14 protein-coding genes are annotated in these 12,211 nt (G+C 55.0%); 13 read left to right on the forward strand and 1 reads right to left on the reverse strand.

Annotation, left to right across the window (positions count from 1 at the left end; all coding sequences use genetic code 11):
- The first annotated feature begins 16 nt into the window (after positions 1-16).
- The 12 genes from MITSMUL_RS09095 to MITSMUL_RS09155 all read left to right on the forward strand — a co-directional run bounded on the left by MITSMUL_RS09095 (position 17) and on the right by MITSMUL_RS09155 (position 10,804).
- The gene (locus tag MITSMUL_RS09095; RefSeq protein ID WP_005842005.1) at positions 17-667 is read left to right on the forward strand and encodes a flavodoxin family protein; all 651 of its coding nucleotides are present in this window, start codon (positions 17-19) and stop codon (positions 665-667) included.
- Positions 668-689: 22 nt separating this feature from the next.
- Positions 690-1,727: an aldo/keto reductase gene (locus MITSMUL_RS09100; RefSeq protein WP_040636140.1), complete on the forward strand. Its 1,038-nt coding sequence runs from the start codon at positions 690-692 to the stop codon at positions 1,725-1,727.
- A 109-nt stretch (positions 1,728-1,836) separates the two neighbouring features.
- The gene (locus tag MITSMUL_RS12970) at positions 1,837-2,067 is read left to right on the forward strand and encodes a cupin domain-containing protein (protein ID WP_005842007.1); all 231 of its coding nucleotides are present in this window, start codon (positions 1,837-1,839) and stop codon (positions 2,065-2,067) included.
- 449 nt (positions 2,068-2,516) lie between these two features.
- A complete protein-coding gene (locus tag MITSMUL_RS09115) occupies positions 2,517-3,713 on the forward strand; it encodes an MFS transporter (RefSeq protein WP_005842009.1) in 1,197 nt (398 codons plus the stop codon).
- Positions 3,714-3,883: 170 nt separating this feature from the next.
- Positions 3,884-5,053, forward strand: coding sequence for an iron-containing alcohol dehydrogenase (locus MITSMUL_RS09120; RefSeq protein ID WP_005842010.1), 1,170 nt, complete (start codon positions 3,884-3,886; stop codon positions 5,051-5,053).
- 80 nt (positions 5,054-5,133) lie between these two features.
- Positions 5,134-5,685, forward strand: coding sequence for a flavin reductase family protein (locus MITSMUL_RS09125; protein WP_005842011.1), 552 nt, complete (start codon positions 5,134-5,136; stop codon positions 5,683-5,685).
- Positions 5,682-5,900, forward strand: a complete 219-nt coding sequence (locus MITSMUL_RS09130) for a flavodoxin family protein (RefSeq protein ID WP_005842013.1) — start codon at positions 5,682-5,684, stop codon at positions 5,898-5,900. The genes MITSMUL_RS09125 and MITSMUL_RS09130 overlap by 4 nt, the downstream gene beginning before the upstream one ends.
- Positions 5,901-5,991: 91 nt before the next feature.
- The gene (locus MITSMUL_RS09135) at positions 5,992-6,417 is read left to right on the forward strand and encodes a carboxymuconolactone decarboxylase family protein (protein WP_071599948.1); all 426 of its coding nucleotides are present in this window, start codon (positions 5,992-5,994) and stop codon (positions 6,415-6,417) included.
- Positions 6,418-6,482: 65 nt separating this feature from the next.
- Positions 6,483-6,962: a flavodoxin gene (locus MITSMUL_RS09140; protein ID WP_005842017.1), complete on the forward strand. Its 480-nt coding sequence runs from the start codon at positions 6,483-6,485 to the stop codon at positions 6,960-6,962.
- 182 nt (positions 6,963-7,144) lie between these two features.
- Positions 7,145-8,470 carry an aldo/keto reductase gene (locus tag MITSMUL_RS09145; protein WP_248614842.1) on the forward strand — a complete coding sequence of 442 codons (1,326 nt, stop codon included), beginning with the start codon at positions 7,145-7,147 and terminating at the stop codon, positions 8,468-8,470.
- A complete protein-coding gene (locus MITSMUL_RS09150) occupies positions 8,471-9,955 on the forward strand; it encodes a 4Fe-4S binding protein (RefSeq protein WP_005842021.1) in 1,485 nt (494 codons plus the stop codon). It begins immediately after the preceding gene.
- A gap of 312 nt (positions 9,956-10,267) precedes the next feature.
- Positions 10,268-10,804 (forward strand): flavodoxin family protein, encoded by a 537-nt coding sequence (locus MITSMUL_RS09155; protein ID WP_244944590.1) that lies wholly within the window; start codon positions 10,268-10,270, stop codon positions 10,802-10,804.
- Between the two features lie 17 nt (positions 10,805-10,821).
- Here the strand turns inward: MITSMUL_RS09155 and MITSMUL_RS09160 are convergent, their stop codons facing one another.
- Positions 10,822-11,745 carry a LysR family transcriptional regulator gene (locus tag MITSMUL_RS09160; RefSeq protein WP_005842024.1) on the reverse strand — a complete coding sequence of 308 codons (924 nt, stop codon included), beginning with the start codon at positions 11,743-11,745 and terminating at the stop codon, positions 10,822-10,824.
- A 182-nt stretch (positions 11,746-11,927) separates the two neighbouring features.
- Here MITSMUL_RS09160 and MITSMUL_RS09165 point away from each other — a divergent pair, with 182 nt between their 5' ends.
- Positions 11,928-12,146 (forward strand): hypothetical protein, encoded by a 219-nt coding sequence (locus tag MITSMUL_RS09165; protein ID WP_005842028.1) that lies wholly within the window; start codon positions 11,928-11,930, stop codon positions 12,144-12,146.
- Positions 12,147-12,211 lie beyond the last annotated feature (65 nt).

The following is a 12,211-nucleotide window of genomic DNA, read 5'->3' on the forward strand; positions in this document are numbered from 1 at the left end:
AGAGAAGGAGCTGTCGATGAATTTGCGTAGAGCCAAATTTGTCGCTGCATTTGTTGTGGTGGGGGTGCTTGTCGTCTTTGGCATTACCTTCACGGCAAGCCCCACGCCAAAAAGTCCGTCTGCAGAGGCAAACAAGGAGAAATCTGTCGTGACCAAAGAGAAAAAAATACTGGTGGTCTGTTACTCGTTTTCCTGCGGCAATACCCGAAAGATTGCCAAACAACTGCAAGTGGCCTTAAATGCCGATTACGCAGAGATAGAACCCGTTACCCCATACCCTCCGTATGGCGGTTGGGATAGCGAAGTGACCCGCCAAGGGCAACGGGAAGTAGAAGTCGGCTATCAACCGGAGATTAAGCCGCTGACGATCAATGTGGCAGATTACGATGTGATTGCGGTGGGAACTCCCACTTGGTGGTTTCGGATGGCACCGCCCATGCTCACATTTCTGCACTCGCAGGATTGGACGGGGAAGACCGTTATTCCCTTTATGACCCACGGCGGCTGGCCGGGTCATGTGATAGCGGACATCAAGACAATCTGCGCCGGGGCAAAGTTTGCTCCCGACATGGAAATACAGTTTGACTCCCAAGGCGGAGCCGATATGCTTACCGACCAAGCGGAAATAGATGCTTGGATAGATAGTGTGAAGAAATATCTGCAATAAAATCGGGAAAGGAAGATTTGACATGGAATACAGGAAACTGGGAAATTCTGATTTGAATGTGTCCCGCATTTGTCTTGGTTGTATGGGTTTCGGCGATGCCAAAACGGGACAGCACAGTTGGACGGTGGACGAGGAAACGAGCCGCAGTATCATCAAGCGGGCTTTGGATTTGGGCATCAATTTCTTCGATACCGCCATCGTTTATCAGAATGGCACCAGCGAGGAATATGTGGGGCGAGCCTTAAAGGATTTTGTCAAACGGGAAGATGTGGTCGTGGCGACGAAGTTCCTGCCGCGCACGCCGCAAGAGATAGCGGACGGCGTGACGGGGCAACAACATATCGAAAAATCCCTTGACCTGAGCCTAAAGCATCTGGGCATGGATTATGTCGATCTCTACATTTATCATATGTGGGATTACCAAACCCCGATATATGACGTGTTGGGCGGACTGACAAAAGCCGTCAAAGCCGGAAAGGTGCGCTATATCGGTATCGCCAACTGCTACGCATGGCAACTGGCCAAAGCCAACGCCTTGGCGGAAAAAGAAGGATTCGCCCAATTCGTCTCCGTGCAGAACCATTACAATCTCCTGTTCCGTGAGGAAGAGCGAGAAATGGCCGGCTTGTGCAAAGAGGATAACATCGCCATGACGCCATACAGTGCCTTGGCCAGCGGTCGCCTTTCGAGAAAACCGGGAGAAACCACTAAAAGACTGACAGAGGATAGTTATGCCAAACTGAAATACGACGGTATGGCGACAGAGGACGAGAAAATCATCATGCGTGTCGCAGAGCTGGCCGATAAATATGCGGTGAGCATGACGGAAATTTCTTTGGCTTGGCTCTTAACCAAGGTAACTGCTCCCGTGGCCGGGGCAACGAAACTACATCATGTAGAGGGGGCGGTCAAGGCGGTTGACTTGAAACTCTCGGCAGAGGACATCGCCTATCTGGAGGAATTGTATGTTCCCCATCCCCTTGTCGGAGTTATGGCGCAGAACACGAAAACTGCCAAGGGAGATTCGCAAGTATGGATGAAAAATGCGCCCAAGGCTTGAGGCATGGGCAAGGAGAAAGCGAGTTTGTGGGGTAATACAGCATTGTCGGTAAAAGCCGTGACAGAAATTTTGCTGCCCTGCTCATGAAGACCATTTTTGGGGCGCATTCTTGAAGTATACTCACTCCAATGACATAGTACTTACCATCATCATTACGAGGGGGATTTTATATGAATATCCGCAATGTGATTCCGAAAGCGTCACCATCCCGGAGAATGTGAAACATTGGCATGGGGCACAGCACACGAGCTGGTTCCAGCACCTCTCCATTATGAAGGAAGGCGCATCAACAGAGTGGCTGGAGCCTGTGAGCGAAGCAGAGTATGCGAAACTGAAATGAGCAGTGCTCTTTGCTTCAAGGGCATGGCGGAAGCCGTAGGCCCGTCCCGCGGGCTGGTCTTCCGGCCACTGGATCCCGTGATCCGCTCGGCGAATTATGTGGTCTGGCGCAGAGATCAGGTCTTCTCCTGCGCCGGCCGTCTCGTCGTGGCGGCTCTGGACGAGGTTTTTTCTAATCATGCCTAATAAGCATTATTAATAGTTAAAACAAGGTATTTGTAATCATAAACCCCTTCCCTTATAATAAACTCATCAAGCAAAACAACAGGATAGGCAATGATGAGATGCAATAAGGAAGGGGTTTTTTCCATGAAGAATTTCAAGAACAAGAAGAGAGCTGCTTGGCTGATGGTCGCCGTGATGACGGGGACGTTTGCCTAAGGAATAGGTGATGTATTCCTGACTTTGAATCCATGAGATAGAGCTCGGTCAGGAAGAAGAAAGGATGAGATGAAACAACAGCAGCAGTTGCTGCTCTTGATCCTGGCATTTGGTGTGTTCAGCATCCTCAATACGGAGATGGGCATCATCGGCATCCTGCCGATGGCGGCGGAGATGTACCAGGTGGATATCGTGCAGGCGGGGCTGCTCGTCAGCCTGTTTGCACTCGGCGTGGCCATAGCGGGGCCGACGATGCCGCTCTTGTTCTCGCGCTTCAACCGCAAGCGCGTGATGCTGCTTGTGCTGGGCGTGTTTACGCTCTGCAATGCACTGGCCGTCTTTGCGAGTGACTTCGAGGTCCTGCTGGTACTGCGCGTCGTGCCGGCTTTCTTCCATCCGGTCTACTGCGCGCTCGCTTTCAGCGTGGCCGCGGCTTCGGTGGCTCCAGAGGATGCGCCACGGGCCGTGGCGCGCATCAACATGGGCGTCGCCGCTGGCATGGTTGTCGGCGTGCCCATCAGCAATGTCTTGGCCGCGACGTTTGACTTCTCGGTGGCGATGGCCTTCTTTGCAGGTGTGACGGGGCTCATGTTCCTCTTGACGATGGCCTTCGTGTCGGACTTGCCTGTGGCGCAGCCGATGCAGTACGGTGCGCAGCTTTCTGTCCTGAAGCGCCCGCCAGTCTGGCTGGCCATCGTGGCGGTCATCTGCCTCAATGGCTCGATCTTCGGCGTCTACAACTACCTTGCTGACTACCTGCAGCAGATTGCGGCGCTGCCGGGACAGTTCATCGCAGCTCTGCTTCTCGTCTACGGTCTCTTGAACATCTACGGAAGCTATCTGGGCGGCAATCTTCTCGCCAAGCGTCCTTGCGCGACCGTACGCCTTTTCCCACTGTGCACCATCGTGCTCTACTGCCTGCTATTTGTGAGCGGTGGCCAGCTGCTGCTCCTCGCGGCACTGATCGTGGCCTGGGGCATCCTCGGCGGCATCAACGCGAACATCAATCAGTACCTGCTGGCCTGCGTGGCGTCGGATGCACCGGATTTCAGCAATGGCCTGTTCCTGACCGCAGCCAATCTCGGCTGCATGGCGGGAACCATGCTCAGCGGCTTCTTCATCCGCAGCCTCGGCCTGCCCTTCGTCGTCTGTGGCGGACTGGTGATGGCAACAGCGGCCCTGCTGCTCACAAAGTTCGTGCACTGCCAGGCGGATGAGCGTATCGGTGATGAGCATCTGCTACTGCCGGACGGAACAGACCGGTAAAATGCGCCATAGCGATATGATGGAATAAGCATCGTTTTCGCTCTCTGCCATGCATTTATTCTATAACAGACGATTTTTGATAAGCATTTCACATGAAATGCTTATTTTGCTATCATGGAGAAAAAGCGAGAGAAATTAGATTGTAGTTTGGATAAAAAGGAGTAAAACACATGTTAGGAAATTTTTCTTATTGCAACCCGGCAAAGCTCTATTTCGGTGATCAGTCGCTGGACTACTTGAATGAGGAGCTGCCGAAGTACGGCAAGAACGTCGTCCTGATCTATGGCGGCGGCTCGATCAAGAAGAACGGCATCTACGATGATGTCGTCAAGATTCTGGAGGCGCAGGGTAAGAACGTTGCGGAGATCTCGGGTGTCATGCCGAATCCGACGCTCGCGAAGCTCTACGAGGGCATCGAGATCGCGCGCCAGCATCAGGCGGATTTCCTTCTGGCTGTCGGCGGCGGTTCGGTCTGCGACTATGCGAAAGCTGTCTCGGTCTCGGTCAACTGTGAGGAGGACCCTTGGCAGAAGTACTTCCTGCGCTTTGAGGAGCCGTCCTGCGAGACGCTGCCGGTCGGCTGCGTGCTGACGATGGTCGGCACGGGCTCGGAGATGAATGCCGGTGCCGTCATCACCAATCAGGAGACGAAGCAGAAGATCGGCCATGTCTTCGCGGATGAGAAGATCATCCCGCGCTTCGCCATTCTGAACCCGCGGTGCACGATGACGCTGCCGCACCGCCAGATGGTGGCCGGCATCTACGACATCTTCAATCATATCTGTGAGCAGTATTTCTCCGGCACAGACGATACGACGAGCGACTACATCAGCGAGGGCCTGATGCGCTCGGTGCTGCATGCCAGCCGGATAGCCAACAAGAATCCGCAGGACTACGAGGCGCGCAGCAACCTGATGTGGACGGCGACCTGGGCGCTCAACACATTGATTGCCAAAGGCAAGAGCACGGACTGGATGGTCCACATGCTCGGCCAGTCGGTCGGCGCCTATACGAATGCGACGCATGGCATGACGCTCGCCGCTGTCTCTCTGCCATATTACCGCTATATCCTGCCGTACGGCCTGCCGAAATTCAAGCGCTTCGCCATCGAGGTCTGGAAGGTCCGTCCAGAGGGCAAGACGGATGAAGCGATTGCCGAGGAAGGCCTCAAGGCCATGGAAGCTTGGATGAAAGAGCTCGGCCTCGCCATGAACATCTCCGAGCTCGGCGCGACGGAAGACATGATTGACGGTATCGCTGATGGGACCTTTATCCTTGAGGGCGGCTACAAGGTACTGGATCACGAGGAGATCGTCACGATCCTGAAGGAGAGCCTTTGAGGATGCGTTGCCATCATTGATTGATAAGAGTATCCGAGAGACAAAGAACTGGTAGATTAAGAATAGAAAGGTGAACTAGCATGAAGCAAAATATCGGTAAGGCATTGGCACTCTATCCTTCGCCGCTCATCGTCGTCGGCAGCATGGTCGATGGCAAGCCGAACTGGACGCTCGTCGCCCATGCCGGCATAGTGGCGCATAGCCATCTGATGCTGTCGATGGTGCAGAACCATCATACAAATAAGGGCATCAAAGAGACGAAGAAAGTTTCCGTTAATGTCGTCGATGAGAGCTGGCTCAAGGAAGCCGACTACATGGGTGTGGTTTCTGGCAATAAGACGGATAAATCCGCCGCTTTTGCCTACACCATCGGTGAAAACGGTGCACCGCTCATCGACGAGGCCAAGGTTTCTATTGAATGCACCTTGGTCAACACCCTCGAATTGGATGGTTTCGACAACTTCATCTGCCGCATTGAAGCGACCTATGCAAACGAAACCATCCTCAATGATGCTGGCAAGATCGACTACCACAAGTTCAAGCCTGTCTTGTTCGAGTTCCCAACTTATGAATATTTCGTCACAGGTGAGAAAGTCGGCGACTGTGCACGCATGAATCCCCGCCAGAAATGAAAGCACTTGTCGTCTATTTCACTTGGACGAATGGCAATACGGAGCGCATCGCAAAGGTACTGCAGCAGGCATTGCAGGCGGATATCCTGAAGATCGCAGCGCCGGATGACTACCATGAAGACTATGACACGGTCGTCCGCAAGTCGCAGGAGGAAATCCGCCGCGGTTACCGTCCGCGCGTCAAGGCGTGGCTGCACGGGAATGGCATAGCATAAGAGTAGCTGAGAGAAATTTTGGAAAGGAGTTTTCAAGATGATAAGGAGCGCAGCGATTGCCTTACTCAGTATTCTTTTTTGGGGGACAGGCATGGTTCAAAGTGAAGCAGCATCGGCTCAGCCGGACAGTGGAAATGCGGCAGCGATACAGGCATCGACGCCCGCACCGGCCAAGAAGGCCGTCAAGATCGTACAGACAGCAGGACGCCAGCAGCTCGGCGATTTTGCGCCGGATTTCGCCCGCTACAATGACGATATCCTGTTCGGTGAAGTCTGGAGCAAGAACGATGTGCTCTCGCTGCATGACCGCAGCATCGTGACGGTCTCAGCACTCATTGCACAGGGCATCACCGACAGCTCGCTCAAATATCACATCGAGTCGGCAAAGAAGAACGGTGTGACAAAGGCTGAGATGGCAGAGATCATCACGCAGGTCGGCTTCTACGGCGGCTGGCCGAAGGCTTGGGCGGCATTCCGCTATGCCAAGGAAGTCTATCAGGAACCGGCAGCTAAGTAAGCAAGAGAACGGACTGAATGGTCTATATTCGTCATTCGTCTTGCCATTGAAAGGAGAAAAAGAAGATGAGTAAGACATTGGTTGCCTATTTTTCAGCGACGGGAACGACTAGGCGTGTGGCAGAGCGCCTGGCGCGCGCTGCGCAGGCTGACCTTTTCGAGATCAAGCCGGCCGTACCGTACAGCAGTGCTGACTTGGACTGGACCAATAAGGCGAGCCGCACGAGCAAAGAGCGGTCGGATGAATCCATCCGACCGGCTCTGGCCGTGAAACTGGCAGATGCGTCTGCGTATAATGTTATCTATATCGGTTTCCCCATCTGGTGGTATGTTGCGCCGCGCATCATCGCGACGTTCTTGGAGAGCAGCGATTTCTCAGGCAAGACGATCGTGCCGTTTGCCACTTCCGGCGGCAGCAGCATGGGGCGGACGATAGAGGAGCTCAAGCGCATCTGCCCCACCGCCCGCTTTCTGAACGGTCGGGTACTGAACGGCTTATCCGATAAAGGCTTGGCCGACTGGGTCGCATCCGTGAATGGAAAATGAATGTGAAGTGAATGCCGCCAGGCATCGATGAGAGACAGTCCCGTGCATGCAGATGCACTGGGCTGTTTTGTCGTTGTTCACGGTGCATGCTCATCCTATCATTTGGATGAAAGGAAGATGTTCTTATGCAAAATGGAATCAATCGGCGGAGTTTCTTGAAGGCGCTTGGTGGCTTGGCTGGCGTGGCAGCCGCTGGTGCGTTCCTCAATCGCGAAGAGATCTTGTCATTCCTCGACCGTGACAAGGCGGCAGAAGAAGCAGGTGAGACCATGGGGCAGGTCACGCGCCGCTATTTTGCGCCGCTTGGACAAGAACTGCCGATACTCGGCTTTGGCTGCATGCGGTTCCCTACGAAGTTCTCGACTTCTGGGCGGGAGATCGATGCGGAGCTCAGCGAGAAGATGATCGACTTTGCCTATCGCCATGGCATCAATTACTTCGATACGGCCTGGTTTTATCACGATGGGAAGTCGGAGTCTTTTGTGGGCGGGGTGCTGAAGAAATATCCTCGCGAGAGTTTCTTCTTGGCGGATAAGATGCCGACACCGATGCTCACGGACCTGTCGCAGGCCAAAGAGATTTTCCAGACGCAGCTTGAACGCTGTCAGGTCGCGTATTTCGATACCTACATGCTCCACTCGTTGAGTAGCCAGGAGGAGTTTGTCCGGCTCTACATCGATCAGGGAATCCTCGACTACCTGCGCGAGGAGAAAGCGCAGGGGCGCATCCGCAGCCTGGGCTTCTCGTTCCACGGCGATGTGCCGTTCTTCTATCATCTCATGGATCAGTACCCCTGGGATTTCTGCATGATCCAGCTCAATTACGCGGACTGGAATGAGCCTGGCGAGGCGCCGTCCGGAAGCCGGCAGGCCGGCGACCTCTATCGCAAGTGCCGGGAGAAGGATGTGCCCATCTTTGTCATGGAGCCGGTCAAAGGCGGCAATCTGGCCAGCCTGTCGGAGTCGGCGGAATCCATCCTGAAAGCGCAGCGGCCAGACGCGAGCATGGCTTCGTGGGCCCTACGCTGGGTGGGCTCTCTCGACGGTGTCATCACGCTCAATTCGGGCATGAGCAATCTGGAACAGGTCCTCGACAACGTCCAGACGATGATGGATTTTGAGCCGCTGTCGACGGCAGAGGCACGCGCTATCCAGCAGACACTCGGCAAGGCCAGCGACAGCGGGGCGCTTCCCTGCACGTATTGCCGCTATTGCGATCCCTGCCCGTACGGCGTCGATATCGCCTCGGTCTTCCGGATCTACAAGCGCTATGGCGAAGCAGCTGGCTTAGACCTTGAGTATCCCGAGCGGGCATCTGCTCGCCAAAAAGAAGCGTTTCTCGCGCATTACAAGAACAATCTGGAACGCTCGCAGAGGGCGTCGCATTGTACGGCCTGCGGCACATGCCTGCCGCGCTGCCCGCAGCATATCGATATCCCGAAGGAAATACGGGCCATCGATGACCTGGTCCAGCGCCTGAGCAGGGAAACGGGGAAGGAGGTGCTCTGAATGCTTCGGAAGGGACGGATTATCGTATCTCTGGGGATGCTGCTCGTCATGGTGCTGACCTTCGGCGGCCTGTTCGTGCCAGTGCTGCCGCACTGGCAGTTCCTGCCGGCAATTTTGGCGGAGAATTTCCTTGCCTTGGCACTGATTCTCGCGGTGACATTCCTCTTTGGCCGCGTGTACTGCAGTGTGCTCTGTCCGCTCGGCATCAGTCAGGACCTCGTGATCTGGCTGTCAGGAAGGCGCAGGAAAAAGCGCCGTGCATTTGCTTTTGCCCGCGAACGGCGCGGCCTGCGCTATGCGGTTTTGTTCTTGGCAGGGCTGTCCATATTATTCGGTTATCCGCTCTTTCTCGGACTAGTCGATCCGTACAGCATCTTTGGGCGCATCCTCAACGATCTGTTTGCGCTTCCGGTATCCTATGGGTGGAACGCGATTGTGGGCCTAAGCGAGCGATATGACTGGCTGCCACTGCTGATGAAGACAGAGGTACAGCAGCCGTCTGCATGGGCAGCAGTCTTGGCGGGCATTTACTTGATCGTGCTGGTTGCCTTATCATGGCGTCATGGCCGCGCCTACTGCCATACCATCTGTCCGGTGGGGACGCTGCTGGGGACGGTCAGCCGGTTCAGCGTGTTCCGCCCTGTCATTGACGCGGACCGCTGCATCCATTGTGGTGCCTGTGAGAGAACTTGTCCTTCTGCCTGCATCGATGCAAAAACTGGGGTCATAGACAGCAGCCGCTGTGTCGACTGCTTTGACTGCCTGACCCTCTGCCCAAAAGATGCGCTGCATTTTTCTCGATCGCATCATGCGCAGCAAAAGGTCAGAATGACAGAGACTGAACCTGCGGATACACCGCCATCCGGCCCCGTCATGACGCGCCGCGAACTTTTGGGCACGACGGCCCTTGCCATCGGCACGGTGGCGGCGGGCCTCGTGCGCAGTCGGTCTGCCATGTCGGCGGCTGTCGGTGCTTGGGGTCTTGAGGGGGAAGCGTCTATCCTGCCGCCGGGTGCGCAGTCTGCGGATTCTTTCTATACGCACTGTACCTCCTGCCACCTCTGTGTCAGCCGCTGCCCAAGCGGCGTCCTGTTATCTTCTGGCCCAGAAAATGGTGCCTTGCACCTATTGCAGCCACACATGGACTTTTCTCAGGGGTACTGTGTCTACAACTGCAATCTCTGTTCCGCGGCCTGCCCGACCGGTGCAATCCGTCCGCTGTCGTTGGCGGAAAAGCAGCAGACCAAGATCGGGCTGGCCCGCTATGACAAGCAGCAATGCCTCATCACGCGGGATGGCATTGTCTGCGGCAATTGTGCACGCCATTGCCTGACGCAAGCCATCACGATGGTCGAGGACCGCGACGGGCGCAGTTATCCCGTGGTCGATGATGCGGCCTGCATTGGTTGTGGCTCCTGTGAATACCATTGTCCTGCTGAACCGTCAGCGATACATATCATTGGGATAGCAGAATTGTTGCGATAAGCATTTGATTCGAAAGCATCTGCTTCTATTTTAGGGGCAGGTGCTTTTTGGCAGGCGCCTGATAAAAAAATTGTATAACGCAAGCTAAGATATAAGCATTTCACATTGTGGCGTGAAGCGGGTAAGATAGAAGTATCGAAAAGAGAAGGGAGTGTGGCAGATATGAATCGCAGGGAATTCTTGAAGCTGACGGGCATGGGGGCCATGACCATCTTCCTGAGCGGGTGTGGTCTGTCGGCAATCAAAGGCTCTTCAGCAGGATCATCTGATGGTGCTGCACAGGCAGCAGGCAGTGTTTCGGGAGGGAAACAAATGAAAATCGTTGTGATTACGAGCAGTCCTCATCCACACGATGAGTCGACATCCATCTATCTGGCCGACCGCTTCACGAAGGGTGCGACGCAGGCTGGCCATGAAGTCTTCACCTTTGATGCGGCCAACAGCGATACACATCCGTGCCGCGGCTGCGACCAATGCCATATGGACGGCCCATGTATCTGGAAGGATGACATCGAGAATACCCTGATGCCGAAGATGCTCGAGGCGGACTTGCTCGTGCTGACGACGCCGCTTTACTACTTCGGCATGTCGGCACAGCTCAAGACGATTGTCGATCGCTTCTACTCGCGCACGGGCAAGCTGCACGGCAAGAAGTCCATCCTGATGGCGACGGCCTACAACCGTGATGACTGGACGATGTCGGCCTTGGTTGACCATTATGATACCTTGGTCCGCTACATGGAATGGCAGGATGCCGGCAAAGTGCTCGGCATCGGCTGCGGCTCGCGCTCGCTCGTCGAGCACTCGAAGTTCGGCGATATGGCGGAGCAGATGGGTGCAAAACTATAAGGGCACATCAAATCGATTCAGGAGGGTTGCTGGGCCTGGGAATCCGCTTCTGACGCTTCGTCGATACACTGACGGAGCTCTTTGAGGAAGACTGTGCTGGACCGGGAGAGCAGGCGGTATTTTTTCCAGACGATGACGGCGGTCAGGGAAAGTGTCGGTTTCAGCGGTACGAATTTCAGATGGCCGGTCTCAAGCTGCAGCAGTTCGTCGACGCTGATGGTGTTGGCAAAACCTGCGCGGATGAAGTGGGCGGCATTGCCGATGAGATCGAAGCGTCCTACGATGTGGAGCGTTTCGTCTGTTACCTTGCCCTGCGACCATTGTCGGAAATCGAAGCGATTAGCGGACTGGCGTGAGGGAATCATCAGCGGCATCTCGTTGAGGTCTTCCGGTGTGATGCCGTCTTTCTGGGCCCAAGGACTGTCATCGCGCGTCACGACGCCGAGGCGCATGACCTCGGGCAGGCGGATGAAGTTGTAGTGCTCCACGTTGAATGGCTCAATCATCAGCGCGAAGTCGAGCAGTCCATGTGCGAGCTTTTCTTCGACGGTGTCGGCATTGCCCGTGAAGAGTTCAAGCGTCAGGCGCGGGTAGCGGTCATGCAGTTTGACGAAGAGGTCGGCAAGCAGGTGCACGACATGGGTTTCGCCTGCGCCGATGCGGATGCAGCCCGAAAGGTCAATCGTGTCGTTCTTGAGCTCGTCCTCCGTCTGGTTGACGAGCGCGAGGATCTCCTCGGCCCGCTGGCGCAGGTGCATGCCGTCCTCCGTCAGCAGGGTGTTGCGGCTCGTGCGCGTGAAGAGCTTCTTGCCGAGCTCATCCTCGAGGTCCGCAATCTGGCGCGAGAGCGTCGGCTGCGTCACATGCAGCACATTGGCCGCCTCAGTCATGTTCTGCTCCCTGGCCACAGCCAAGAAATACGATAACGTGCGGAGTTCCATCTCAAAAATTCCCCCTTTTATACGTTCAAAGCATCTGCTTCTATTGTAGGGAGCAGATGCTTTTTTCGCAAGCGCTTGATAGAAAAAATGTATGGCACAAGTTAAGATATAAGCATTTCACATTGTGGAGCAGAGCGCTTAAAATGAGGATATCAAGAAGCGAATGTACAGGAGGATTTTGAATGGCAAGAACATGTTTGGCAGAGCGACAGGAACGAGAACGATTCAATCCAGATGTCTGCCAGCGCGAGCTCGCTGCGCTGCCGGACGATGCGGCGCGTCTCTGCTTCCTCAGGCGCCACCGACGCAGGCTCATGGATGACCTGCATGTAGCACAGGAGAAACTCGCGTGCATCGACTACATGATTTACGAACTGGAGCAGAAAAGACTTGACCGGTAGATGCTACCGGATGATATCGTTGGAGTATGGGAGCAAGCGAGGTCTTGTTCCGGGAAGGAGAATCT

The organism is Mitsuokella multacida DSM 20544 (assembly GCF_000155955.1).
GTDB classification, from domain to species: Bacteria; Bacillota; Negativicutes; order Selenomonadales; family Selenomonadaceae; genus Mitsuokella; species Mitsuokella multacida.